Here is a 25,941-nt window from a genome sequence, read left to right as displayed (position 1 = left end):
TCAGTTGCGGAACGGGAATTTGAACGCACGCAGCAGAGCGCGGCCTTCATCATCGTTCTTGGCAGTGGTGGTCAGGGTGATGTCCAGACCGCGGAGAGCATCGATCTTGTCGTAGTCGATTTCCGGGAAGATGATCTGCTCTTTCACGCCCATGCTGTAGTTACCACGACCATCGAAGGACTTGGCATTCAGGCCGCGGAAGTCGCGGACCCGAGGCAGGGAGATCGACAGCAGACGATCCAGGAATTCGTACATACGCTCACGGCGCAGAGTCACTTTGACGCCGATCGGCCAACCTTCACGGACTTTAAAGCCAGCGATGGATTTCCGAGCGTAAGTCACAACGACTTTTTGACCGGTGATCTTTTCCAGGTCAGCAACAGCGTGCTCGATGACTTTTTTGTCGCCGATCGCTTCGCCCAGACCCATGTTCAGGGTGATTTTGGTGACGCGCGGAACTTCCATCACGTTCCCGAGCTTAAGTTCTTCCTTAAGCTTAGGGGCGATTTCCTTCCGGTAAATCTCTTGTAGTCGTGCCATGGTCTAATCTACCTAGCAGTGTTCAAGCATCAACCGCTTTTTGGGTCGACTTGAAGACACGAATTTTCTTACCGTCTTCTACTTTGAAACCAACGCGGTCAGCCTTGTTGGTTTCGCCGTTGAAGATGGCGACGTTAGAAGCATCCAGCGGAGCTTCTTTCTCGACGATACCGCCCTGCACGCCCGACATCGGGTTAGGCTTGGTATGACGCTTGACCAGGTTCAGACCACCGATAACCAGACGGTTATTAGCGAGAACCTTAAGCACCTTACCGCGCTTACCTTTGTCTTTGCCGGCGATCACGATGATCTCGTCGTCACGACGAATCTTTTGCATGTCGGATCTCCTTACAGCACTTCTGGGGCGAGCGAGACGATCTTCATGAACTTCTCAGTACGAAGTTCACGGGTCACTGGCCCAAAGATACGGGTGCCGATCGGCTCTTGCTTGTTGTTCAGAAGAACAGCAGCGTTGCCATCAAAGCGGATAATGGAGCCATCAGCACGACGTACGCCGTGACGAGTGCGGACTACAACAGCAGTCATCACTTGGCCTTTTTTCACCTTACCGCGAGGAATTGCTTCCTTCACGGTAACTTTGATGATGTCACCGATACCAGCGTAACGACGATGGGAGCCACCCAGCACCTTGATGCACATAACACGGCGAGCGCCGCTGTTATCGGCCACATCGAGCATGGATTGAGTCTGAATCATATAATTTCTCCGACCCCTAGTCCTTAGACTTCCACAGCGCGTTCGAGAACATCAACCAGTGCCCAAGACTTGGTCTTGGCCATCGGACGAGTTTCACGAATAGTGACTTTGTCGCCGATGTGGCACTGATTGGTTTCGTCGTGCGCGTGCAGCTTAGTCGAACGCTTAACATATTTACCGTAGATCGGGTGCTTAACGCGACGCTCGATCAAAACGGTGATGGTTTTGTCCATCTTGTCGCTGACAACACGGCCAGTCAGCGTACGGACAGTCTTTTCGGCTTCAGCCATGATCACTTACCTGCCTGCTGGTTGAGCACAGTCTTCACGCGAGCGATGTCACGCTTAACTTGCGAGAGCAGATGAGACTGCCCCAACTGGCCAGTTGCTTTCTGCATACGCAGATTGAACTGGTCGCGCAGCAGGCCGAGCAGTTGCTCGTTCAGCTGCTGTGCGGATTTTTCACGAAGTTCATTCGCTTTCATCACATCACCGTCCGTTTAACAAAGGAGGTGGCGAGCGGCAGCTTTGCAGCAGCCAGGGCGAAAGCCTCACGCGCCAGCTCTTCAGAAACACCCTCGATTTCATACAGGACTTTGCCTGGCTGAATCTGGGCTACCCAGTATTCCACGTTACCCTTACCTTTACCCATCCGAACCTCGAGAGGTTTTTTGGAGATCGGCTTGTCCGGGAATACACGGATCCAGATCTTGCCGCCACGTTTTACGTGACGGGTCAGAGCACGACGCGCTGACTCGATCTGACGAGCGGTGAGACGACCACGAGCTACAGACTTCAGCGCGAACTCGCCGAAGCTGACTTTGCTACCGCGCTGAGCCAGACCACGGTTGTGGCCTGTCATCTGCTTGCGGAACTTCGTACGCTTAGGTTGCAACATTTGGCGTACCCCTTACTTAGCAGCTTTTTTACGAGGCGCTGGTGCTTGTGGTTTCAGTTCTTCTTGGCGACCACCAATTACTTCGCCTTTGAAGATCCAAACCTTTACACCGATCACACCGTAAGTGGTGTGAGCTTCGTAGTTGGCATAGTCGATGTCGGCACGCAGGGTGTGCAGTGGCACACGACCTTCGCGATACCATTCAGTACGTGCGATTTCAGCACCGCCGAGACGACCGCTCACTTGGATTTTGATGCCTTTGGCACCAATGCGCATGGCGTTCTGTACGGCGCGCTTCATAGCGCGACGGAACATTACGCGACGCTCCAGCTGCTGAGCTACGCTCTGCGCAACCAGCATACCGTCGAGCTCCGGCTTGCGGATCTCTTCGATATTGATGTGCACAGGCACACCCATTTGCTTGGTCAGGTCCTGACGCAGTTTCTCAACATCTTCACCTTTCTTCCCGATAACGATACCTGGACGAGCGGTGTGGATGGTGATACGTGCAGTTTGGGCCGGACGATGGATATCGATACGGCTTACGGACGCGCTTTTTAGTTTGTCTTGGAGATACTCACGCACCTTCAGATCAGCGAACAAGTAGTCCGCATAAGTCCGACCGTCTGCGTACCAGACGGAGGTGTGCTCCTTGACGATTCCCAGGCGAATGCCAATGGGATGTACTTTCTGACCCATCTCTTCGACTCCGTTACTTGTCAGCAACCTTGACAGTGATATGGCAAGACCGCTTGACGATGCGATCAGCACGGCCTTTGGCACGTGGCATGATGCGCTTCAGCGAACGCCCTTCGTTGACGAAAACGGTGCTGACCTTCAGGTCATCAACGTCTGCGCCTTCGTTATGCTCGGCGTTGGCTACGGCCGACTCCAGCACTTTCTTCATGATCTCGGCGGCTTTCTTACTGCTGAAAGCCAACAGGTTGAGCGCTTCGCCCACCTTCTTCCCGCGGATCTGGTCGGCGACCAAGCGGGCTTTCTGGGCGGAGATTCGAGCGCCCGACAACTTAGCGGCTACTTCCATTTCCTAACCCCTTAACGCTTGGCTTTCTTGTCTGCCACGTGCCCACGATAAGTGCGGGTACCGGCGAACTCGCCCAGTTTGTGGCCGACCATGTCTTCGTTAACGAGAACTGGGACGTGTTGACGACCGTTGTGTACTGCGATGGTCAGACCGACCATTTGTGGCAGGATCATCGAACGACGCGACCAGGTCTTAACTGGTTTGCGATCGTTCTTTTCCGCCGCCACTTCGATCTTCTTCAGTAGGTGAAGATCAATAAAAGGACCTTTTTTCAGAGAACGTGGCACTGTCGTATCCCTCTATTTACTTGCGACGACGGACGATCATTTTGTCGGTACGCTTATTACCACGAGTCTTCGCGCCCTTAGTCGGGAAGCCCCATGGCGATACCGGATGACGACCACCAGAGGTACGACCTTCACCACCACCGTGTGGGTGGTCAACCGGGTTCATGGCAACACCACGAACGGTTGGGCGAACGCCACGCCAGCGTTTGGCACCAGCTTTACCCAACGAACGCAGGCTGTGCTCGGAGTTCGAGACTTCGCCCAGGGTCGCACGGCATTCAGCCAGTACTTTACGCATCTCACCAGAACGCAGACGCAGGGTCACGTAGACACCTTCACGAGCGATCAACTGAGCCGAAGCACCAGCGGAACGAGCGATCTGTGCGCCTTTACCTGGCTTCAATTCGATGCCGTGTACGGTGCTACCAACTGGAATGTTACGCAGTTGCAGAGCGTTGCCCGGCTTGATCGGTGCCAGAGCACCTGCGATCAGCTGGTCGCCAGCACTCACGCCTTTAGGGGCGATGATGTAGCGACGCTCGCCATCTGCGTACAGCAGCAGAGCGATGTGAGCAGTACGGTTTGGATCGTATTCGATACGCTCGACAGTGGCAGCGATGCCATCTTTGTCGTTGCGACGGAAGTCGACCAGACGATAATGCTGCTTATGGCCACCACCGATGTGACGAGTGGTAATACGACCATTGTTGTTACGACCACCAGACTTCGATTTTTTCTCGAGCAGCGGTGCGTGAGGAGCGCCTTTATGCAGCTCCTGGTTGACCACCTTGACCACAAAACGGCGGCCAGGGGAAGTCGGTTTGCATTTAACGATTGCCATGATGCACCCCTTCCTTACTCAGCACTGCTGCTGAAATCGAGATCTTGGCCTGGCTGAAGGGAGATAACTGCCTTCTTCCAGTCATTACGCTTGCCCAGACCGCGAGCAGTGCGCTTGCTCTTACCCAGAACATTCAGGGTAGTAACACGCTCTACTTTCACGCTGAACAGGCTTTCGACGGCCTTCTTGATTTCCAGCTTGGTTGCGTCAGTTGCAACCTTGAAAACGAACTGGCCTTTCTTGTCAGCCAGAACCGTAGCCTTTTCGGAAACGTGCGGGCCAAGCAGAACTTTAAATACGCGTTCCTGGTTCATCCCAGCAGCTCCTCGAATTTCTTCACGGCCGACACGGTGATCAACACCTTGTCGTATGCGATCAGACTAACTGGATCGGAACCTTGCACGTCACGTACATCAACGTGTGGCAGGTTGCGAGCAGCCAGGTACAGGTTCTGATCAACAGCTTCGGACACGATCAAAACGTCGGTCAGGCTCATGTTGTTCAGTTTGCCCAGCAGATCTTTGGTTTTTGGACTTTCAACAGCGAAGTCCTGAACCACGACCAGACGATCAGTACGCACGAGTTCAGCAAGGATGGAGCGCAGTGCTGCGCGGTACATCTTCTTGTTGAGCTTCTGAGAGTGATCCTGTGGACGAGCTGCGAAAGTGGTACCGCCGCCACGCCAGATTGGGCTACGGATAGTACCGGCACGAGCACGGCCAGTGCCTTTCTGACGCCAAGGGCGCTTACCGCCACCACGTACGTCGGAACGGGTCTTTTGCTGCTTGCTACCTTGACGGCCGCCGGCCATGTAGGCCACGACTGCTTGGTGAACGAGCGTCTCGTTGAATTCGCCGCCAAATGTCAGTTCGGAAACTTCGATCGCTTGAGCGTCATTTACATTTAATTGCATGTCAGCTTCCCCTTAACCGCGAGCCTTGGCCGCTGGACGTACAACCAGGTTGCCGCCAGTAGCGCCAGGAACAGCACCCTTGACCAACAACAGATTGCGTTCAGCGTCGACGCGCACTACTTCGAGGGACTGCACGGTCACGCGCTCAGCGCCCATATGACCGGACATTTTTTTGCCCTTGAATACACGACCAGGAGTCTGGCACTGGCCAATAGAGCCCGGGACGCGGTGGGAAACGGAGTTACCGTGAGTGTTGTCTTGACCACGGAAATTCCAACGCTTGATCGTACCCTGGAAGCCTTTACCCTTGGACTGACCGGTTACATCAACCAGTTGACCAGCGGCGAAGATTTCAGCGTTGATCAGATCGCCAGCCTGGTAGTCGCCGTCTTCAAGACGGAACTCCATGACAGTACGACCAGCTGCAACGTTTGCTTTAGCGAAGTGACCTGCTTGAGCAGCAGTCACGCGCGAAGCACGACGCTCGCCGACAGTGACTTGCACTGCACGATAGCCATCGGTTTCTTCAGTTTTGAACTGGGTGACGCGATTCGGTTCGATCTCAATGACCGTGACCGGAATGGAGACACCTTCTTCGGTGAAAATACGGGTCATACCGCATTTACGACCGACTACACCAATAGTCATGTTGTAAACCTCATGAGTGTACGGGGCTTTCACCCGCTATGGCCGCCCATTTCAGAGCGTTACACGACTAAGACCCAAGTCTTAGCCGAGGCTGATCTGTACTTCCACACCGGCCGCCAGATCGAGCTTCATAAGTGCATCAACGGTTTTATCCGTTGGCTGGACGATGTCCAGTACGCGCTTATGAGTACGGATCTCGTACTGGTCACGCGCGTCTTTGTTGACGTGCGGGGAGACCAGAACGGTGAACCGCTCTTTACGGGTAGGCAGTGGAATTGGACCACGCACTTGAGCACCAGTACGTTTCGCGGTTTCCACGATTTCCTGGGTGGATTGGTCGATCAGGCGATGGTCAAAAGCCTTCAACCTGATACGGATTTGCTGATTTTGCATTGGATTTCAGACTCCGGCTGCTATTCCCACCGGGCGCAATACGCCCGTTAAAAGGAGGCGCAATTCTATAGACGCCCTAGATAGGTGTCAACCCAATAAAAAAGGCCCCCGCTAAGCGGGGGCCTTTTCAAAACATCAGAGCTCACTCAAAAGAGAGATTACTCGATGATTTTAGCTACAACGCCAGCACCAACGGTACGGCCGCCTTCACGGATAGCGAAGCGCAGACCGTCTTCCATTGCGATGGTTTTGATCAGGGTAACAGTCATTTGAATGTTATCGCCTGGCATTACCATTTCAACGCCTTCTGGCAATTCGCAGTTACCGGTCACGTCAGTAGTACGGAAGTAGAACTGTGGACGGTAGCCTTTGAAGAACGGAGTATGACGGCCGCCTTCTTCTTTGCTCAGAACGTAAACTTCTGCGGTGAACTTGGTGTGCGGCTTGACCGAACCCGGCTTAACCAGAACCTGGCCACGCTCAACGTCGTCACGCTTGGTACCACGCAGCAGAACGCCGCAGTTCTCGCCAGCACGACCTTCGTCGAGCAGTTTGCGGAACATTTCAACACCGGTGCAGGTGGTGACAGTAGTGTCACGCAGACCAACGATTTCCAGTGGATCCTGAACGCGAACGATACCGCGCTCGATACGACCAGTCACAACAGTACCGCGACCGGAGATCGAGAATACGTCTTCGATTGGCATCAGGAACGGCTTGTCGGTCAGACGAACTGGTTCTGGGATGTAGCTGTCCAGAGTTTCAACCAGTTTACGAACGGCAGTGGTGCCCATTTCGTTTTCGTCGTTGCCTTCCAGAGCCATACGAGCAGAACCGATGATGATCGGAGTGTCGTCGCCCGGGAAGTCGTAAGTGCTCAGCAGATCGCGCACTTCCATCTCAACCAGTTCCAGCAGCTCAGCGTCGTCTACCAGGTCAGCCTTGTTCAGGAAAACCACGATGTACGGAACGCCAACCTGGCGGGACAGCAGGATGTGCTCACGGGTTTGTGGCATCGGACCATCAGCGGCCGAGCAAACCAGGATAGCGCCGTCCATCTGGGCAGCACCAGTGATCATGTTCTTCACGTAGTCAGCGTGACCTGGGCAGTCAACGTGAGCGTAGTGACGAATAGTCGAGTTGTACTCAACGTGCGCGGTGTTGATGGTGATACCACGAGCTTTTTCTTCTGGTGCGCTGTCGATCTTGTCGAAGTCAACACGAGCCGAACCGAAAACTTCGGAGCAGACGCGAGTCAGAGCAGCGGTCAGAGTGGTTTTACCGTGGTCAACGTGGCCGATGGTGCCAACGTTTACGTGCGGTAGGGAACGATCAAATTTTTCTTTAGCCACGACAATTAACTCCTTGCCTAAAGGACTGAATCAGCCTTGTTTTTTGGATACAGTTTCAGCGATGTGCGCCGGAGCTGTGTTGTATTTTTTGAATTCCATAGAGTAGCTTGCGCGACCCTGGGACATGGAGCGAACGTCGGTCGCATAACCGAACATCTCACCCAACGGAACCTCGGCGCGAATCACTTTGCCGGAAACCGTGTCTTCCATACCCAAGATCATGCCGCGACGACGGTTAAGGTCGCCCATGACATCACCCATATAGTCTTCAGGTGTAACAACTTCTACCGCCATGATTGGCTCAAGCAACTCACCACCGCCCTTCTGGGCCAGTTGCTTGGTTGCCATGGAAGCAGCCACCTTAAACGCCATCTCGTTGGAGTCGACGTCGTGGTAAGAACCGTCAAAAACGGTTGCTTTCAGGCCGATCAGCGGATAGCCGGCAACAACACCGTTCTTCATCTGCTCTTCGATACCCTTCTGGATAGCAGGGATGTATTCCTTAGGAACAACACCACCTACTACTTCGTTCACGAATTGCAGACCTTCCTGACCTTCGTCAGCAGGAGCAAAACGGATCCAGCAGTGACCGAACTGACCACGACCGCCGGATTGACGAACGAACTTGCCTTCGATTTCACAGTTCTTCGTGATGCGCTCACGATAGGAAACCTGAGGCTTACCGATGTTGGCTTCGACGTTGAACTCACGGCGCATCCGGTCAACCAGGATGTCCAAGTGCAGCTCGCCCATGCCGGAGATGATCGTTTGACCAGTCTCTTCATCAGTCTTGACGCGGAAAGATGGATCTTCCTGAGCAAGCTTGCCCAGAGCGATACCCATTTTTTCCTGGTCATCCTTGGTCTTAGGCTCTACGGCAACCGAAATAACCGGCTCCGGGAAGTCCATGCGAACCAGGATGATTGGCTTGGCAGCGTCGCACAAAGTCTCACCAGTGGTGACGTCCTTCATGCCGATCAGGGCCGCGATGTCACCAGCGCGTACTTCCTTGATCTCTTCACGGGCGTTTGCGTGCATTTGCACCATACGACCCACGCGCTCTTTCTTGCCTTTAACCGAGTTGATCACGCCGTCGCCGGAGGCCAACACGCCCGAGTAAACGCGAACGAAGGTCAAAGTACCCACGAATGGGTCGGTAGCGATCTTGAACGCCAGAGCCGAGAACGGCTCGTTGTCATCGGCGTGACGCTCCATTTCTTCTTCCTCGTTATCAGGGTTGGAACCCTTGATAGCAGGAATGTCGGTTGGAGCAGGCAGGTAGTCGATAACGGCGTCGAGAACCAGGGGAACACCCTTGTTCTTGAACGAGGAACCGCAAACAGCCAAGACGATCTCACCAGCGATAGTACGCTGACGCAGAGCGGCCTTGATTTCCACGTTGGTGAGCTCTTCACCTTCGAGGTATTTGTTCATCAGCTCTTCGCTGGCTTCGGCAGCAGCCTCAACCATGTTGTTGCGCCACTCGTCAGCCAGTTCCTGAAGTTCTTCAGGGATAGGCTTACGAACAGGAACCATACCCTTGTCGGAATCATTCCAGTAAACAGCTTCCATGTTGATCAGATCGATCTGACCCTGGAAGTTGTCTTCGGAACCGATAGCCAACTGGATAGGCACCGGAGTGTGACCCAGACGCTGCTTGATCTGACCGATCACGCGCAGGAAGTTGGCACCAGCACGGTCCATCTTGTTTACATAAACAAGACGTGGAACACCGTACTTGTTGGCTTGACGCCATACGGTTTCCGACTGAGGCTCAACACCCGAGGTGCCGCAGAACACAACGACAGCGCCGTCGAGTACGCGCAGGGAACGTTCAACTTCAATGGTGAAGTCTACGTGGCCCGGGGTATCGATTACGTTGAAGCGATGCTCGTCTTTGTACTGCTTCTCGGAACCTTTCCAGAAGGCGGTAATAGCAGCAGAAGTAATGGTAATACCACGCTCCTGCTCCTGAACCATCCAGTCCGTGGTCGCGGCGCCGTCATGCACCTCGCCCATTTTGTGACTTTTGCCGGTGTAAAACAGTACGCGCTCGGTGGTGGTGGTTTTACCAGCATCCACGTGAGCGACGATACCGATGTTACGGTAGCGGCTAATCGGAGTAGTACGAGCCATAAAGCCCTCGCAAAATTAGTGAAGCTAAAATTAGAAGCGGTAGTGCGAGAAAGCTTTGTTGGCTTCAGCCATACGGTGCACGTCTTCACGCTTCTTAACAGCAGCACCTTTACCTTCAGCAGCGTCCAACAGTTCGCCGGCCAAACGCAGAGCCATAGACTTCTCGCCGCGCTTACGGGCGAAGTCTACCAACCAGCGCATTGCCAGAGCGTTACGACGGGACGGGCGAACTTCAACCGGAACCTGGTAAGTAGCACCGCCTACACGGCGCGACTTCACTTCGACCAGCGGAGCGATGGCGTCGAGAGCTTTCTCGAAGATTTCCAGGGGGTCGCTGTTCTTGCGTTCTTTAACCTTTTCCAGCGCGCCATAAACGATACGCTCGGCAACGGCTTTCTTGCCGCTTTCCATCACGTGGTTCATGAACTTGGCCAGGATTTGGCTTCCGTATTTTGGATCGTCAAGCACTTCGCGCTTGGCTGCTACGCGTCTTCTTGGCATGGATAAGCCCTCAAACGGTCTTCAGGTTCGCTCGGAATCGGTGCCCTTTCGGGACGCCTCCGACCTTACTCTTATCGACTCAGAAAATAAGATGATTCAGGTTTACAAAAAGCCGCTACTACTTAGGCTTCTTGGTACCGTACTTCGAACGACCCTGGTTACGACCTTTAACGCCGGAAGTATCCAAGGAACCGCGTACGGTGTGATAACGAACACCTGGCAAGTCTTTTACACGACCGCCGCGGATCAGTACCACGCTGTGCTCTTGCAGGTTGTGGCCTTCACCGCCGATGTACGAGGAAACCTCGAAACCGTTGGTCAGACGCACACGGCATACTTTACGCAGTGCCGAGTTAGGTTTTTTCGGCGTGGTGGTATACACACGGGTGCATACGCCACGACGTTGCGGGCAGTTCTGCAGCGCAGGTACGTCGGATTTCTCGACGATACGCTTACGCGGCTGACGTACCAGCTGGTTGATAGTTGCCATCTACTAGCTCCACTGTTGTCTTGCGACGCTATTGTCTTGCAAGAAAAGCAAAATGGCAGGAACGAATTCCCGCCAAATTTAGGGGTACAAGAGTCTAAAGAGGATCTTGTCCCCAGTCAAGGCAAGGCCCCGACCTCCCCTCGCGTCGAACCGGGGCAAAAATGCCTCGATCCGACGAACGGGAGTGCCAGGGCCCAGACTCATCTATCGCAGAACTCAGTTACCGCTTGAGTTCAGCGCTTCGGTCAGTGCAGCTTCCACTTCACTGGCGCTTACGCGCAGCGGCTTGTCAGCATCACGGCGACGCTTACGCTCGCTGTGGTAAGCCAAACCGGTACCTGCCGGGATCAGACGACCCACGACTACGTTTTCTTTCAGGCCGCGCAGGTAATCGCGCTTGCCGGTTACCGCTGCTTCGGTCAGTACGCGAGTGGTCTCTTGGAAGGAGGCCGCCGAGATGAACGACTCAGTGGACAACGACGCCTTGGTGATACCCAGCAGCACGCGAGTGAACTTGGAGACAAACTTCTCTTCGTTCGCCAGGCGCTCGTTTTCTACCAGTACGTGAGTCAGTTCCATCTGGTCGCCCTTGATGAAACTGGAATCGCCGGATTCAGCGATTTCAACTTTACGCAGCATCTGACGCAGGATGGTCTCGATGTGCTTGTCGTTGATCTTCACGCCTTGCAGACGGTAAACGTCCTGGATCTCGTTAACGATGTACTTGGCCAGCGCACTCACACCCAGCAGACGCAGGATGTCGTGTGGATCGCTCGGACCGTCGGAGATAACTTCGCCGCGGTTTACCTGTTCGCCTTCGAACACGTTCAGGTGACGCCACTTCGGAATCAGCTCTTCATACGGATCGCTACCGTCGTTCGGGGTAATAACCAGACGGCGCTTGCCTTTGGTTTCTTTACCGAACGCGATGGTGCCGCTGACTTCAGCCAGAATCGACGCTTCTTTCGGACGACGAGCTTCGAACAAGTCGGCAACACGCGGCAGACCACCGGTGATGTCACGGGTCTTCGAAGTTTCTTGCGGGATACGCGCGATAACATCACCGATCGCGATCTTCGCACCATCCGCTACACCGACCAGGGCGTTGGCTGGCAGGAAGTACTGAGCGATTACGTCAGTGCCTGGCAGCAACAGATCCTTGCCGTTGTCATCGACCATCTTCACGGCAGGACGGATGTCCTTACCAGCAGCTGGACGATCTTTGGCGTCGAGTACTTCAATGTTGGTCATACCGGTCAATTCGTCAGTCTGACGCTTGATCGTGATGCCTTCTTCCATGCCCACGTAGGTCACGGTACCTTTCATTTCGGTAACGATTGGGTGAGTGTGCGGATCCCACTTGGCCACGATTGCGCCAGCGTCGACCTTGTCACCTTCTTTAACCGAAATCACAGCACCGTACGGCAGCTTGTAACGCTCACGCTCACGACCGTAGTCATCAGCGATGGCCAGCTCACCGGAACGGGACACAGCAACCAGGTGACCATCCACTCGCTCAACGTGCTTGAGGTTATGCAGGCGGACGGTACCGCCATTCTTCACCTGAACGCTGTCGGCTGCGGAGGTCCGGCTTGCCGCACCACCGATGTGGAACGTACGCATGGTGAGCTGGGTACCCGGCTCACCGATGGACTGGGCAGCGATAACGCCGACCGCTTCACCGATGTTCACCTGGTGACCACGAGCCAAGTCACGGCCATAGCACTTGGCGCAGATGCCGTAGCGGGTTTCGCAACTGATCGGCGAGCGAACGATCACTTCGTCGATGCTGTTGAGTTCGATGAACTCGACCCACTTCTCGTCAACCAGGGTGCCGGCAGGAACGATAACTTCCTCGGTACCTGGCTTGAATACGTCACGGGCAATAACACGACCCAATACGCGCTCACCCAGCGGCTCTACAACGTCACCGCCTTCAATGTGCGGCGTCATCAGCAGGCCGTGCTCGGTGCCGCAATCGATCTCGGTTACAACCAGATCTTGTGCAACGTCTACCAGACGACGAGTCAGGTAACCGGAGTTAGCGGTTTTCAACGCGGTATCCGCAAGACCCTTACGAGCACCGTGAGTGGAGATGAAGTACTGAAGTACGCTCAAACCTTCACGGAAGTTCGCAGTGATCGGCGTTTCGATGATGGAACCGTCCGGCTTGGCCATCAGGCCACGCATACCGGCGAGCTGACGGATCTGCGCAGCAGAACCCCGTGCGCCCGAGTCGGCCATCATGTACATCGAGTTGAAGGACTCTTGGTCAACTTCGTCGCCGTGACGGTCGATGACTTTCTCTTTCGAGAGGTTGGCCATCATCGCCTTGGACACTTCGTCGTTGGCCTTGGACCAAAGGTCGATCACTTTGTTGTACTTCTCGCCCTGGGTTACCAGGCCGGAGGCGTACTGGCTCTCGATCTCTTTCACTTCGTCAGTGGCAGCACTGATGATGCGAGCTTTTTCATCCGGGATAACGAAGTCGTTAACGCCGATGGAAACGCCGGAGATAGTCGAGTAAGCGAAACCTGTGTACATCAACTGGTCAGCGAAGATAACGGTCTCTTTCAAACCAACCACGCGGTAGCACTGGTTGATCAGCTTGGAGATCGCCTTTTTCTTCATCGGCAGGTTGACGACGTCGTACGACAGGCCTTTTGGCACAACCTGATACAACAGCGCACGGCCGACAGTAGTGTCGACGATACGGGTGTTGCTCACGCTGCCGCCGTCACGGTCGTTGACGGTTTCGTGGATCCGCACCTTGACCTTGGCGTGCAGTGCGGCTTCGCCAGCACGGAACACACGGTCAACTTCTTGCAGGTCAGCGAACACACGACCTTCGCCTTTGGCGTTGATCGCTTCACGAGTCATGTAGTACAGACCCAATACAACGTCCTGCGACGGAACGATGATTGGCTCACCGTTGGCTGGCGACAGGATGTTGTTGGTCGACATCATCAACGCACGCGCTTCCAACTGGGCTTCCAGTGTCAGCGGTACGTGCACGGCCATTTGGTCGCCGTCGAAGTCGGCGTTGTACGCAGCACAGACCAGAGGGTGCAGCTGGATAGCCTTACCTTCGATCAGTACAGGTTCAAACGCCTGGATACCCAGACGGTGAAGGGTCGGTGCACGGTTGAGGAGAACCGGGTGTTCGCGGATCACTTCAGCGAGAACGTCCCAAACCTCTGGCAGTTCGCGCTCGACCATTTTCTTGGCCGCTTTGATGGTGGTCGCAAGACCGCGCATTTCAAGCTTGCCGAAGATGAACGGCTTGAACAGCTCGAGTGCCATCTTCTTAGGCAGACCGCACTGGTGCAGACGCAGGGTCGGGCCTACGGTAATTACCGAACGACCGGAGTAGTCAACACGCTTACCGAGCAAGTTCTGACGGAAACGGCCTTGCTTACCCTTGATCATGTCAGCCAAGGATTTCAGAGGACGCTTGTTCGAACCGGTGATAGCGCGGCCACGACGACCGTTGTCGAGCAGGGCATCAACCGCTTCTTGCAACATACGCTTTTCGTTGCGCACGATGATGTCCGGAGCGGACAGATCAAGCAGGCGCTTCAAGCGGTTGTTACGGTTGATCACGCGGCGGTACAGGTCGTTGAGGTCGGACGTCGCGAAACGACCACCGTCCAACGGTACCAGCGGACGCAGGTCTGGCGGCAGAACCGGCAGAACGGTCAGCACCATCCACTCTGGCAAGTTGCCGGAACCCTGGAAGGCTTCCATCAACTTCAGACGCTTGGACAGTTTCTTGATCTTGGTTTCGGAGTTGGTTTGCGGAATCTCTTCGCGCAGACGACCAATCTCGTGCTCCAGGTCGATAGCGTGCAGCAGTTCGCGGACAGCTTCGGCACCCATGCGGGCATCGAAATCGTCGCCGAACTCTTCCAGCGCTTCGAAGTACTGCTCGTCGTTCAGCAGCTGACCTTTTTCAAGGGTGGTCATGCCTGGGTCGATAACGACATAGCTCTCGAAGTAGAGAACACGTTCGATATCACGCAGGGTCATGTCCATCAGCAAGCCGATACGGGACGGCAGCGATTTCAGGAACCAGATGTGGGCAACCGGCGAAGCCAGTTCGATGTGCGCCATGCGCTCACGACGAACCTTGGCCAGTGCGACTTCAACGCCACACTTCTCACAGATCACACCCCGGTGCTTCAAGCGCTTGTACTTACCGCACAGGCACTCGTAATCCTTTACCGGGCCAAAGATCTTGGCGCAGAACAGGCCGTCACGCTCAGGTTTGAACGTACGGTAGTTGATGGTTTCCGGCTTTTTAACTTCACCGAACGACCACGAACGGATCATCTCAGGCGATGCCAATCCAATACGGATGGCGTCGAACTCTTCGACTTGACCCTGGTTTTTCAGCAAATTCAGTAGGTCTTTCAAGGCCTTTCCTCCTGGCGGAGCAGAGAGCGGGCTAAACAGCCCCGCTCTCGATTCGCGTCACGTGTTATTCGGTTTCCAGATCGATATCGATGCCGAGGGAACGAATTTCTTTGATCAACACGTTGAAGGACTCGGGCATGCCCGGCTCCATACGGTGATCGCCGTCCACGATGTTTTTGTACATCTTGGTACGACCGTTCACATCGTCCGACTTCACTGTGAGCATTTCTTGCAGAGTGTATGCAGCACCATATGCTTCCAGTGCCCAGACCTCCATCTCCCCGAAACGCTGACCACCGAACTGAGCCTTACCACCCAGCGGCTGCTGGGTAACCAGGCTGTACGAACCGGTAGAACGAGCGTGCATCTTGTCGTCTACCAAGTGGTTCAGCTTCAGCATGTACATGTAGCCAACAGTAACCGGGCGCTCGAACTTGTTGCCGGTACGGCCGTCGAACAGCTGCATCTGGCCGCTTTCTGGCAGGTCTGCCAGTTTCAGCATGGCCTTGATTTCGCTTTCCTTGGCACCGTCGAACACCGGGGTAGCCATTGGAACGCCGCCGCGCAGGTTCTTCGCCAGATCCAGGATTTCCTGGTCGGAGAAGGTGTCCAGCTCTTCGTTGCGACCGCCGATCTCGTTGTAGATCTCGTGCAGGAACTTACGCAGGTCTGCGACTTTGCGCTGCTCTTCGATCATGCGGTTGATCTTCTCGCCCAGACCTTTGGCCGCGAGGCCCAGGTGGGTTTCAAGGATCTGACCAACGTTCATACGCGAAGGTACGCCCAACGGGTTGAGGACGACGTCGACCGGGGTGCCATTGGCATCGTGCGGCATGTCTTCAACCGGCATGATCACAGAGACCACACCCTTGTTACCGTGACGACCGGCCATCTTGTCGCCCGGTTGGATGCGGCGACGGATTGCCAGGTAAACCTTGACGATTTTCAGCACGCCTGGAGCCAGGTCATCGCCCTGCTGCAGTTTGCGCTTCTTGTCTTCGAACTTGTCGTCCAGCAGACGGCGGCGATCAACGATATAGGCCTGGGCCTTCTCGAGCTGCTCGTTCAGAGCATCTTCAGCCATGCGCAGTTTGAACCACTGCCCGTGCTCAAGACCGTCGAGGATTTCGTCGGTGATGTCCTGACCTTTCTTCAGGCCTGCGCCGCCTTCAGCCTTGTGGCCTACCAGAGCGGAACGCAGACGTTCGAAGGTCGCGCCTTCAACGATACGGAACTCTTCGTTCAGGTCCTTGCGGATCTCGTCGAGCTGAGTCTTCTCGATGGACAGTGCACGAGCATCACGCTCAACGCCGTCACGGGTGAAGACCTGTACGTCGATGACCGTACCCTTGGTACCGGTAGGTACACGCAGGGAGGTGTCTTTAACGTCGCTGGCTTTTTCACCGAAGATGGCACGCAGCAGCTTCTCTTCAGGCGTCAGTTGGGTCTCGCCTTTCGGAGTGACCTTACCGACCAGGATGTCGCCAGCGCCAACTTCAGCACCTACATAAACGATACCGGCTTCGTCCAGCTTGTTCAGTGCAGCTTCACCCACGTTCGGGATGTCTGCAGTGATTTCCTCAGGCCCAAGCTTGGTATCACGCGCCACACAGGTCAGTTCCTGGATGTGGATCGTGGTGAAGCGGTCTTCTTGAACAACACGCTCGGACAGGCAGATGGAGTCTTCGAAGTTGAAGCCGTTCCATGCCATGAACGCGATGCGCATGTTCTGACCCAGAGCCAGTTCACCCATGTCGGTGGACGGGCCGTCGGCCATGATGTCGCTACGCTGAACGCGATCACCCTTGCTCACCAGCGGACGCTGGTTGATGCAGGTGTTCTGGTTCGAGCGGGTGTATTTGGTCAGGTTGTAGATGTCGACACCGGCTTCGCCAGTTTCTACTTCGTCATCGGCAACACGAACCACGATACGGCTGGCATCAACGGAGTCGATCACGCCGCCACGACGAGCCACGACGCAAACGCCGGAGTCACGTGCTACGTTGCGCTCCATGCCGGTACCTACCAGCGGCTTGTCAGCACGCAGGGTCGGTACAGCTTGACGCTGCATGTTGGAACCCATCAACGCACGGTTGGCGTCATCGTGTTCCAGGAACGGGATCAGCGACGCTGCAACCGAAACTACCTGCTTCGGAGAAACGTCCATCAAGGTGACGTCTTCCGGCGCCTTGACGGTGAACTCGTTCAAGTGACGAACAGCTACCAGCTCGTCGACCAGGACTTTCTTGTCGTTCATCGTGGCCGAAGCCTGAGCGATCACGTGATCAGCTTCTTCGATGGCGGACAGGAATACGATCTCGTCGGTGACCAGGGCGTCTTTCACCACACGGTATGGGCTTTCGAGGAAGCCGTACTGGTTGGTGCGCGCATAGGCAGCCAGGGAGTTGATCAGACCGATGTTCGGACCTTCCGGCGTTTCGATCGGGCATACACGACCGTAATGCGTCGGGTGTACGTCACGGACTTCAAAGCCAGCACGCTCACGGGTCAGACCGCCCGGGCCCAGTGCAGAAACACGGCGCTTGTGGGTGATCTCGGAGAGCGGGTTGTTCTGGTCCATGAACTGCGAAAGCTGGCTGGAACCGAAGAACTCTTTCACCGCCGCAGCCACTGGCTTGGCGTTGATCAGGTCTTGCGGCATCAGGCCTTCGCTTTCAGCCATCGACAGACGCTCTTTGACCGCACGCTCAACACGCACCAGGCCAACGCGGAACTGGTTCTCGGCCATTTCGCCTACGCAGCGAACACGACGGTTACCCAGGTGGTCGATGTCATCGACGATGCCTTTGCCGTTACGGATGTCGACCAAAGTCTTCAATACCGCGACGATGTCTTCCTTGCACAGCACGCCCGAACCTTCGATCTCGGTACGACCGATACGACGGTTGAACTTCATCCGGCCGACCGCAGACAGGTCATAACGCTCAGGGCTGAAGAACAGGTTGTTGAACAGGGTTTCGGCAGCGTCTTTGGTTGGCGGCTCACCAGGACGCATCATGCGATAGATTTCGACCAGCGCTTCCAATTGGTTGCTGGTGGAGTCGATCTTCAGTGTGTCGGAGATGAACGGACCGCAGTCGATATCGTTGGTGTACAGGGTCTCGATGCGAACAACCTGGGCCTTGGCGATTTTGGCCAGGATCTCGGTGTTCAGCTCGGTGTTGCACTCAGCCAGGATTTCGCCTGTAGCCGGGTGAACGATGACCTTGGCGGTAGTGCGACCCAGAACGTAGTCCAGAGGCACTTCCAGCTCTTTGATACCGGCTTTTTCGATCTGGTTGATGTGGCGCGCAGTGATACGACGGCCAGCCTCAACGATGACCTTGCCTTTTTCATCCTGGATGTCCAGGACGGCAATTTCACCACGCAGACGCGAAGCGATCAGCTCCAGCTTGAGGGTTTCATCCTTCAGGCTGAATACGTTGGTGGTATAAAAAGCGTCCAGCACTTGCTCAGTGGTATAGCCGAGTGCGCGCAGCAGTACCGAGGCCGGCAGCTTGCGACGACGGTCGATACGTACGAACACGCAGTCTTTCGGGTCGAACTCGAAGTCCAACCACGAACCGCGGTACGGAATGATCCGCGCGGAGTACAGGAGTTTGCCGGAGCTGTGCGTCTTGCCGCGGTCGTGGTCGAAGAACACGCCCGGGGAACGGTGCAGCTGGGAAACGATTACACGCTCGGTACCGTTGATTACGAAGGTACCGTTCTCGGTCATCAATGGGATTTCGCCCATGTAGACTTCTTGCTCTTTGATGTCCTTGATCGCTTTGTTCGACGATTCTTTGTCGAAAATGATCAAACGGACTTTTACCCGCAAAGGTACGGCGTACGTAACGCCACGTAACACGCATTCTTTGACATCAAATGCCGGTTCGCCCAGGCGATAACCGACGTACTCCAGCGCAGCATTGCCGGAGTAGCTGATGATCGGGAAAACGGATTTGAAGGCCGCATGCAGGCCCACGTCGCGGAACTGATCTTTGGTCGCTCCCGCCTGCAAGAATTCACGATACGAATCCAGCTGGATAGCCAGAAGGTACGGGACATCCATGACGTCCGGCAACTTGCTAAAGTCCTTGCGGATACGTTTTTTCTCAGTATATGAGTAAGCCATCAGCGTTCCCCAGCTTGGTCACCTGCTTGTTTGGCCCCTCCGACGGGAGCAGCCAGAAAATCTTGCAAACCCCATGGTTTGCACCACCGCTTCGGGTGGCTACAGCGCGTTAATGGCGGCGACCGAGTCGACAGCCAAGAACGGAAAAAGGCCGGTGGCAAGAGCCACCAGCCATCAGCCTTCAGCTTAACGCTTGGGCTGGAGACGCAAGGTCGATGCTTACTTCAGCTCGACTTTAGCGCCTGCTTCTTCCAGAGTAGCTTTGGCTTTGTCAGCTGCGTCTTTAGTAACAGCTTCCAGAACCATGGCAGGAGCGCCGTCAACTACAGCCTTGGCTTCTTTCAGGCCCAGACCGGTCAGTTCACGTACTGCCTTGATCACGTTTACTTTCTTCTCGCCAGCTTCGGTCAGCATGACGTTGAATTCGGTTTGCTCTTCAACAACGGCAGCAGCAGCAGCTGGACCGGCGGAAGCAGCGGCAGCGGAAACGCCGAATTTTTCTTCGAAAGCTTTGATCAGCTCAACAACCTGCAGAACCGACATTTCAGCTACGGCGTTGAGGATATCGTCTTGGGAGATAGACATTGCTGTATTTCCTGAATTGGGGGACGGCCTACGCGGCCATCGAAATAAACAAAAATACGCGAGAGAGGTTGCTCAGCCTTAGGCTGCGGCAGCTTCTTTTTGCTCGCGAACTGCAGCCAGAGTACGAGCCAGCTTGCTGGTAGCGCCTTGAATCACGCTCATCAGCTGCGAAATGGCTTCGTCGCGGGTCGGCAGTGTTGCCAGTACGTCGATTTGGTTAGCTGCGAGGAACTTGCCCTCGAACGCAGCTGCCTTGATCTCGAACTTATCCTGACTCTTGGCGAATTCTTTGAACAAACGGGCAGCAGCGCCTGGATGATCTTTAGAGAACGCGATCAGAGTCGGGCCGGTGAACACGTCGTTGAGAACACTGTATTCAGTGTCAGCAACGGCGCGCTTGAGCAGGGTGTTACGTACAACACGTACGTATACGCCAGCTTCACGAGCCTCTTTACGGAGTCCGGTCATAGCGCCTACTGTCACACCACGGGCATCAGCCACGACAGCGGACAGAGCAGCTTTGGCAGCCTCGTTGACTTCAGCGACGATGGCCTTCTTGTCTTCGAGATTAATTGCCACGGGTTTAACTCCTGCTTGTTACCGTTTCATCTGGCCTAGGCCTGATGTCGTTTTGGTGTCTGATTCGGTAAGGAACCGGGAGCACCATCTGCGTAGGCTTGTTGGTTTAAGACTTGCGTCGCCTACGGTCTTGGATAGCCCCCGCCAGGCAGGGACCCCAATCTTTCAATTGGCGCAATTACTTGCGCCAATTTATGTCTTATACGTCCAGCGAGCCTTGGTCGATGACCAGGCCTGGGCCCATAGTGGTGCTCAGGGTAACGCGCTTGACGTAGATACCTTTCGAAGAAGCAGGCTTGATACGCTTCAGATCAGCGATCAGGGCTTCAACGTTTTCCTTCAGCTTGACGGCATCGAAGCCGACTTTGCCAATGGAGGTGTGAATGATGCCGTTTTTGTCGGTGCGATAACGAACCTGACCAGCCTTGGCGTTTTTAACCGCGGTAGCTACGTCTGGAGTTACGGTGCCGACTTTAGGGTTAGGCATCAGGCCACGTGGACCGAGGATCTGACCCAACTGACCTACAACGCGCATTGCATCCGGGGAAGCAATTACGACGTCATAGTTCAGGTCGCCGCCTTTCATTTCGGCAGCCAGGTCATCCATGCCAACGCGATCAGCACCAGCGGCCAGAGCAGCTTCAGCAGCTGGGCCTTGGGTGAAGACGGCAACACGTACAGTCTTGCCAGTACCGTGTGGCAGCACAGTAGCGCTACGAACGACCTGGTCGGATTTACGTGGGTCAACGCCCAGGTTCACAGCAACGTCAACAGACTCGCTGAACTTGACAGTCGACAGCTCGGTCAGCAGGGCAGCAGCGTCTACGAAGTTGTAGGACTTGCCCGCTTCGATTTTGCCGGCGATAGCCTTTTGGCGCTTGGTCAGCTTAGCCATTACACACCCTCCACGTTAAGGCCCATGCTACGAGCAGAACCGGCGATGGTACGCACGGCTGCATCCATATCAGCTGCAGTCAGATCCGCGTTTTTGGTTTTCGCGATTTCTTCCAGCTGAGCACGGGTTACAGTGCCAACCTTAACGGTGTTAGGACGAGCGGAACCGCTGGTCAGACCGGCAGCTTTCTTCAGCAAAACCGAAGCCGGGGTCGACTTGGTTTCGAAGGTGAAGCTACGGTCGCTGTATACAGTGATGATCACTGGAGTCGGCAGACCTGGCTCAAGACCCTGAGTACGGGCGTTGAAGGCCTTGCAGAATTCCATGATGTTCACGCCGTGCTGACCCAGAGCTGGACCGACGGGTGGGCTAGGGTTGGCCTGAGCGGCCTTCACTTGCAGCTTGATGTAAGCGGTAATCTTCTTGGCCATGAGGCACTCCAATTACGGGTTCAAACGCCTCGAAAGGCTCCCCGGTTACTTGCGCGTTTATCCCAGTGACGACAAAACCCCACAGCCTAGGCTGCGGGGTTGGGATGCTTGCCCAGCTAGACCTTTTCGACCTGGCTGAACTCCAACTCTACCGGGGTAGAGCGACCGAAAATGAGCACTGCCACTTGGATCCGGCTCTTTTCGTAGTTAACTTCTTCGACCGTACCGTTGAAATCAGCGAACGGACCGTCTGTAACGCGAACAACCTCACCCGGCTCGAACAATGTCTTCGGCTTGGGCTTGTCGCTACCGTCAGCAACACGACGCAGAATTGCTTCCGCCTCTTTGTCGGTGATCGGAGCAGGCTTGTCGGCAGTACCGCCAATGAAGCCCATGACGCGAGGGGTATCCTTGACCAAGTGCCAAGTACCTTCGTTCATGTCCATTTGTACCAGCACGTAGCCAGGGAAGAACTTGCGTTCGCTTTTGCGCTTCTGCCCATTCCGCATTTCAACCACTTCTTCAGTGGGAACCAGAATTTCGCCGAAGCCATCTTCCATGCCTGCCAGCTTTACGCGCTCCAGCAAAGAGCGCATAACATGCTTCTCGTAACCCGAGTAAGCATGCACAACGTACCAACGCTTAGCCACGGGACACCCTTAGCCAACAATCAAGGAAACAAGCCAGCCGAGCAGGGAATCAAGCCCCCACAACAGCAACGCCATAACCAGAACAACAGCCACGACAATCAATGTGGTCTGAGTGGTTTCTTGGCGAGTCGGCCAAACGACTTTACGGATTTCGGTGCGAGCTTCCTTAACCAGTACCGCGAAGGACTTGCCTTTGGCAGTCTGCAGGCCTACAAAGGCAGCTACAGCAGCGAGGGCAAGCAAAGCGAGTACACGGTACAGGATCGGCGAAGCAGAATAGTACTGATTGCCAACAACGCCTACGACCACCAAGGCGACTACAGCGAGCCACTTTACCAGATCGAAACGAGAGCTTTGAGCTTCAGCCTTAGGAGTCATCTATGAAGATCCTGTGAAAAGAAAGCCAGACACACCACGTGAATCTGGCAGGTCAGGAGGGAATCGAACCCCCAACCTACGGTTTTGGAGACCGTCGCTCTGCCAATTGAGCTACTGACCTAAAACAAAATCAGGCCGACCATTATGCAGGCCTGAAAAAGACTTTACAACAACCAACCCCACAAGACCTGAAACATCGAACAACATTCAAGCCGAGGCAGCTGTTAAAACAAAGGCAGATATTTTCATATCTGCCTTGTCATATGGAGCTCTTGAGCGGATTTGAACCGCTGACCTCACCCTTACCAAGGGTGTGCTCTACCAACTGAGCTACAAGAGCGAAACACCTTGCACAACCTGCAAACTTGGAGCGGGTAGCGGGAATCGAACCCGCATCATCAGCTTGGAAGGCTGAGGTTCTACCACTAAACTATACCCGCGGAGCTTGCAGCTCACGCTAAAAATGGTGGAGGGGGAAGGATTCGAACCTTCGAAGTCGTAGACGTCAGATTTACAGTCTGATCCCTTTGGCCGCTCGGGAACCCCTCCTAAGCGAGCCGGCATTTTACATCACGCCGACCTTCTGTCAAGCATTTTCTCATTTAAATTATGAGGTTAGCTGCATTGACGGTAGCTTTGCACTGTAGCCCTTAAAGGTCTTCACTGCGAAGCGGGCGCCATTCTATGCAAACTATTCGAGAGTTGCAATGCCTTCGCACAGCATTATTTTATGTTTTAACTCATTGAATTCATTAGCAAGGCTTTCAAAGGGCAGATCGTCAGCCAGGCGACGGCTCTCAGGAGCCACACGCAACCAATAACCCGAGGCGCTCTGCGCATTCAGCAACTGGACCGTGACCTTTATATCCAGGCTCGTGAGCCTCTGCTCAAGAGAGGAGGCTTGGCGTCGATCGGAGAACCCACCGATGTACAAGCAGGTATTCTGCGCCTCCGCCGACCTCGCTCGATCACGCCGAGCCACCGCATCTGCCGACTCACTCAAGAGGCGAATATCTTGCTGCGCTCCTCGATGGAAATTCAAGGGCGTGACATCCTTGGCCCGCAATGGCGCCTCTTGCTGATGCCAGACGTAATAAAAAACATTGAGAACCAGTAAAAGTAAAAACAGCCAGCGCATAATCACCTCAAGACAAAGGACACGCCATCGCCAAACCAACAAACACCAGGTCCGGGACCAGCCGAGCCTGAGGCGCAGCATCCCTGACCAGGTCGGCATCGCCTCCAGTGAGGAAGACCGTGAAATCCTCCCCCCAATAGCCTCGCGCCAACTCGAGCTGAGTCAGCACGAAACCTCTAAGCATGAGCGTACAACCACGCTCGACGGCCTCTACGGTCGTGCGACCTGGAGAGAGACGCTCCAGCGCCCGCTCAGCGGCCGCGTCGTCATAACGTATCTTGCGAGTATGGGTTCGCAGTTGATTACGCATAAGCGGCATACCCGGGCAAATAAACCCCCCCAGGTGCTCACCGTCCGGACCGATAAAATCTGCGGTCGCCGCCGTACCAAAATCGAGTACCAGACATGCACCTGACGCCAACTTGAACGCGCCTAGCATGGCCAGCCATCGATCCATTCCTAGGCGCTGGAAGTCTTCGTAGCCGTTGCGTACTCCGCTCATTTCTCGAGCAGAGGTGGCACAGGAAACAGCAACGCCAAATGCCCCTACCAACGCTGCTATCAACTTATCGGTCTCCTCAAGCGCGCGAACACTCACCAACCGACAACGCGTGAGCAATAGACCAGGCAAAGCCACCAAACTGTCGATCAGCGCAATATCCGAACCTGCGATGCCTTCGGCGCGGACACTTGCATCACTCGACTCAAGAACACGCCACTTGATAAAGCTATTTCCACAGTCGAGCTCAAGAATCATCACGCAACCTCAGGCTTAGCTCACCACCGCTGTATATTTTCTCAACGCCACCGACATCCAAACGCAACGCGCCCTGACAATCCACACCGAGCACAACCCCATCAATCTGATTGACGCCCGCGATAAGCGACACACACTTCCCTTGCCACGCGTGATGCTGCTCCCATTCTGCTTGCAGCCCGGCAAAACCCGCAGCCTTGTGTCGGTCTAGGTAGGCTTGTAGTTGCAAGCCCAGTCGCGCCACCAGGTGATTGCGATCAACAGAAGAGCCCGTCTCGAGCTGCATCGAGGTCCACTGCTGATCAACCTCTACAGCCTTCTGCATATTCACATTGATACCTATCCCTAGCACAACGTGACAGATATCTGCGGGATCTCCCACCAACTCAAGCAAGATGCCTGAGATTTTCTTGTGCCCAACCAGGACGTCGTTTGGCCACTTCAAAGCTGCGCCCTCCACGCCCGACTCCCGCAGAGCCTGCAGGACTGCCAACCCCACCACCAGACTCAGCCCTTCCAGTTGCCGCAGGCCGCCCTCAACACGCAATACAAGGCTGTAGTAAACGTTTTGCGCAAATGGACTGACCCATTTGCGCCCTCGTCGCCCCCTACCAGCCGTCTGCTGCTCCGCTAGCACAATAAAAGGAGCCGCACTGCCCGCATCGACAAGACGTAAAGCCTCAGCATTAGTGGAGTCAATGGAGTCGAAAATGTGAACGGGCCAAGCCAAGGAAGCCGCCCTCTGAGAAATTTCCTGCGCATTCAAAAACATCAATGGCGCAGCCAATCTATATCCGCGCCCCCGGATCTTATGAATGGGGAGATTCAATTCTGCCTCAAGATGCTGAAGCTGCTTCCACACGGCACTGCGACTGACGCCTAGGGCGGCACCAAGCGCTTCTCCAGAATGAAAGCGACCATCTTTCAGAAGTTTCAACAACGTCAGCATGCACATATCGCCTCAGAATGAGGCACGCATGATAGCCATGCGCAGGGTCATTGCATAGAAAGGCTGGATATCAGTCATGATCGACGCCCCACCAGATTTTCGAGCGCCCAAAACAAAACCCCAACTGCTTTCGCAATTGGGGTTTTGGAATTTAATCTTGACGATGACCTACTCTCACATGGGGAAACCCCACACTACCATCGGCGATGCATCGTTTCACTGCTGAGTTCGGGATGGGATCAGGTGGTTCCAATGCTCTATGGTC

General features: G+C 55.0%; 29 protein-coding genes, 4 tRNA genes and 1 rRNA gene. All 34 read right to left on the bottom strand.

The window, feature by feature from the left end; translation table 11 throughout:
- Positions 1-540, bottom strand: a complete 540-nt coding sequence (gene rplE, locus GIW79_RS16390) for a 50S ribosomal protein L5 (protein ID WP_003194642.1) — start codon at positions 538-540, stop codon at positions 1-3.
- A gap of 22 nt (positions 541-562) precedes the next feature.
- Complete coding sequence (gene rplX / locus GIW79_RS16385) at positions 563-877, bottom strand: 50S ribosomal protein L24 (RefSeq protein WP_003176416.1); 315 nt, start codon at positions 875-877, stop codon at positions 563-565.
- Positions 878-888: 11 nt separating this feature from the next.
- Positions 889-1,257, bottom strand: coding sequence for a 50S ribosomal protein L14 (rplN, locus tag GIW79_RS16380; protein WP_002555479.1), 369 nt, complete (start codon positions 1,255-1,257; stop codon positions 889-891).
- A 23-nt stretch (positions 1,258-1,280) separates the two neighbouring features.
- On the bottom strand, positions 1,281-1,547 hold the full coding sequence (gene rpsQ, locus GIW79_RS16375) for a 30S ribosomal protein S17 (protein WP_003194644.1): 267 nt from the start codon (positions 1,545-1,547) through the stop codon (positions 1,281-1,283).
- A 2-nt stretch (positions 1,548-1,549) separates the two neighbouring features.
- Positions 1,550-1,741, bottom strand: coding sequence for a 50S ribosomal protein L29 (gene rpmC / locus GIW79_RS16370; RefSeq protein ID WP_002555481.1), 192 nt, complete (start codon positions 1,739-1,741; stop codon positions 1,550-1,552).
- Entirely contained in the window at positions 1,741-2,154 is a 414-nt protein-coding gene (rplP, locus tag GIW79_RS16365; protein WP_003176421.1) for a 50S ribosomal protein L16, read from the bottom strand. The genes rpmC and rplP overlap by 1 nt, the downstream gene beginning before the upstream one ends.
- Before the next feature lie 12 nt (positions 2,155-2,166).
- Positions 2,167-2,853, bottom strand: coding sequence for a 30S ribosomal protein S3 (gene rpsC / locus GIW79_RS16360; RefSeq protein WP_003176422.1), 687 nt, complete (start codon positions 2,851-2,853; stop codon positions 2,167-2,169).
- Between the two features lie 13 nt (positions 2,854-2,866).
- Positions 2,867-3,199 carry a 50S ribosomal protein L22 gene (gene rplV, locus GIW79_RS16355; RefSeq protein ID WP_003103908.1) on the bottom strand — a complete coding sequence of 111 codons (333 nt, stop codon included), beginning with the start codon at positions 3,197-3,199 and terminating at the stop codon, positions 2,867-2,869.
- A gap of 11 nt (positions 3,200-3,210) precedes the next feature.
- On the bottom strand, positions 3,211-3,486 hold the full coding sequence (gene rpsS / locus GIW79_RS16350; RefSeq protein WP_002555486.1) for a 30S ribosomal protein S19: 276 nt from the start codon (positions 3,484-3,486) through the stop codon (positions 3,211-3,213).
- Between the two features lie 16 nt (positions 3,487-3,502).
- Positions 3,503-4,327 (bottom strand): 50S ribosomal protein L2, encoded by an 825-nt coding sequence (gene rplB / locus GIW79_RS16345; protein ID WP_003186055.1) that lies wholly within the window; start codon positions 4,325-4,327, stop codon positions 3,503-3,505.
- Positions 4,328-4,341: 14 nt separating this feature from the next.
- Positions 4,342-4,641: a 50S ribosomal protein L23 gene (gene rplW, locus GIW79_RS16340; RefSeq protein ID WP_002555488.1), complete on the bottom strand. Its 300-nt coding sequence runs from the start codon at positions 4,639-4,641 to the stop codon at positions 4,342-4,344.
- Complete coding sequence (rplD, locus tag GIW79_RS16335) at positions 4,638-5,240, bottom strand: 50S ribosomal protein L4 (RefSeq protein ID WP_003176424.1); 603 nt, start codon at positions 5,238-5,240, stop codon at positions 4,638-4,640. The genes rplW and rplD overlap by 4 nt, the downstream gene beginning before the upstream one ends.
- 12 nt (positions 5,241-5,252) lie before the next feature.
- Positions 5,253-5,888 (bottom strand): 50S ribosomal protein L3, encoded by a 636-nt coding sequence (gene rplC / locus GIW79_RS16330; protein WP_003194649.1) that lies wholly within the window; start codon positions 5,886-5,888, stop codon positions 5,253-5,255.
- Positions 5,889-5,969: 81 nt separating this feature from the next.
- Positions 5,970-6,281, bottom strand: a complete 312-nt coding sequence (gene rpsJ / locus GIW79_RS16325) for a 30S ribosomal protein S10 (RefSeq protein WP_003186070.1) — start codon at positions 6,279-6,281, stop codon at positions 5,970-5,972.
- A gap of 158 nt (positions 6,282-6,439) precedes the next feature.
- Positions 6,440-7,633 (bottom strand): elongation factor Tu, encoded by a 1,194-nt coding sequence (gene tuf / locus GIW79_RS16320; RefSeq protein WP_005791980.1) that lies wholly within the window; start codon positions 7,631-7,633, stop codon positions 6,440-6,442.
- A gap of 30 nt (positions 7,634-7,663) precedes the next feature.
- Positions 7,664-9,769, bottom strand: coding sequence for an elongation factor G (fusA, locus tag GIW79_RS16315; protein ID WP_003194651.1), 2,106 nt, complete (start codon positions 9,767-9,769; stop codon positions 7,664-7,666).
- A 30-nt stretch (positions 9,770-9,799) separates the two neighbouring features.
- Positions 9,800-10,270, bottom strand: coding sequence for a 30S ribosomal protein S7 (gene rpsG / locus GIW79_RS16310; protein WP_002555493.1), 471 nt, complete (start codon positions 10,268-10,270; stop codon positions 9,800-9,802).
- 118 nt (positions 10,271-10,388) lie between these two features.
- On the bottom strand, positions 10,389-10,760 hold the full coding sequence (gene rpsL, locus GIW79_RS16305; RefSeq protein WP_002555494.1) for a 30S ribosomal protein S12: 372 nt from the start codon (positions 10,758-10,760) through the stop codon (positions 10,389-10,391).
- 216 nt (positions 10,761-10,976) lie between these two features.
- Positions 10,977-15,176, bottom strand: a complete 4,200-nt coding sequence (gene rpoC, locus GIW79_RS16300) for a DNA-directed RNA polymerase subunit beta' (protein WP_003194653.1) — start codon at positions 15,174-15,176, stop codon at positions 10,977-10,979.
- A 64-nt stretch (positions 15,177-15,240) separates the two neighbouring features.
- Positions 15,241-19,314: a DNA-directed RNA polymerase subunit beta gene (rpoB, locus tag GIW79_RS16295; protein WP_010206926.1), complete on the bottom strand. Its 4,074-nt coding sequence runs from the start codon at positions 19,312-19,314 to the stop codon at positions 15,241-15,243.
- A gap of 219 nt (positions 19,315-19,533) precedes the next feature.
- On the bottom strand, positions 19,534-19,899 hold the full coding sequence (gene rplL / locus GIW79_RS16290) for a 50S ribosomal protein L7/L12 (protein WP_020302454.1): 366 nt from the start codon (positions 19,897-19,899) through the stop codon (positions 19,534-19,536).
- A 78-nt stretch (positions 19,900-19,977) separates the two neighbouring features.
- Entirely contained in the window at positions 19,978-20,478 is a 501-nt protein-coding gene (gene rplJ / locus GIW79_RS16285) for a 50S ribosomal protein L10 (RefSeq protein ID WP_003232405.1), read from the bottom strand.
- Between the two features lie 199 nt (positions 20,479-20,677).
- Complete coding sequence (gene rplA / locus GIW79_RS16280; RefSeq protein WP_072448200.1) at positions 20,678-21,373, bottom strand: 50S ribosomal protein L1; 696 nt, start codon at positions 21,371-21,373, stop codon at positions 20,678-20,680.
- A complete protein-coding gene (gene rplK, locus GIW79_RS16275) occupies positions 21,373-21,804 on the bottom strand; it encodes a 50S ribosomal protein L11 (protein ID WP_003176435.1) in 432 nt (143 codons plus the stop codon). The genes rplA and rplK overlap by 1 nt, the downstream gene beginning before the upstream one ends.
- A 116-nt stretch (positions 21,805-21,920) precedes the next feature.
- Positions 21,921-22,454, bottom strand: a complete 534-nt coding sequence (nusG, locus tag GIW79_RS16270; RefSeq protein ID WP_003176436.1) for a transcription termination/antitermination protein NusG — start codon at positions 22,452-22,454, stop codon at positions 21,921-21,923.
- A gap of 9 nt (positions 22,455-22,463) precedes the next feature.
- Positions 22,464-22,832: a preprotein translocase subunit SecE gene (gene secE / locus GIW79_RS16265; RefSeq protein ID WP_003194658.1), complete on the bottom strand. Its 369-nt coding sequence runs from the start codon at positions 22,830-22,832 to the stop codon at positions 22,464-22,466.
- 45 nt (positions 22,833-22,877) lie between these two features.
- Positions 22,878-22,953 (bottom strand) — tRNA-Trp (locus GIW79_RS16260).
- Between the two features lie 143 nt (positions 22,954-23,096).
- Positions 23,097-23,172: transfer RNA gene (locus GIW79_RS16255), tRNA-Thr, on the bottom strand.
- A 26-nt stretch (positions 23,173-23,198) separates the two neighbouring features.
- Positions 23,199-23,272, bottom strand: a tRNA-Gly gene (locus tag GIW79_RS16250).
- A gap of 24 nt (positions 23,273-23,296) precedes the next feature.
- Positions 23,297-23,381, bottom strand: a tRNA-Tyr gene (locus GIW79_RS16245).
- 142 nt (positions 23,382-23,523) lie between these two features.
- Positions 23,524-23,970 (bottom strand): hypothetical protein, encoded by a 447-nt coding sequence (locus tag GIW79_RS16240; RefSeq protein WP_057975595.1) that lies wholly within the window; start codon positions 23,968-23,970, stop codon positions 23,524-23,526.
- A gap of 7 nt (positions 23,971-23,977) precedes the next feature.
- On the bottom strand, positions 23,978-24,727 hold the full coding sequence (locus GIW79_RS16235) for a pantothenate kinase (RefSeq protein WP_054896954.1): 750 nt from the start codon (positions 24,725-24,727) through the stop codon (positions 23,978-23,980).
- A complete protein-coding gene (gene birA, locus GIW79_RS16230) occupies positions 24,717-25,676 on the bottom strand; it encodes a bifunctional biotin--[acetyl-CoA-carboxylase] ligase/biotin operon repressor BirA (protein WP_200647585.1) in 960 nt (319 codons plus the stop codon). The genes GIW79_RS16235 and birA overlap by 11 nt, the downstream gene beginning before the upstream one ends.
- A gap of 155 nt (positions 25,677-25,831) precedes the next feature.
- Positions 25,832-25,941 (bottom strand): 5S ribosomal RNA (rrf, locus tag GIW79_RS16225); the annotation flags it as partial.

The organism is Pseudomonas sp. PA-7-1E (genome assembly GCF_021605325.1).
In the GTDB taxonomy this organism is placed as follows: Bacteria; Pseudomonadota; Gammaproteobacteria; order Pseudomonadales; family Pseudomonadaceae; genus Aquipseudomonas; species Aquipseudomonas fluorescens_BV.
The sequence above is the reverse complement of the archived record's forward strand: the minus strand, read 5'-3'. Positions and strand labels throughout refer to the sequence as shown.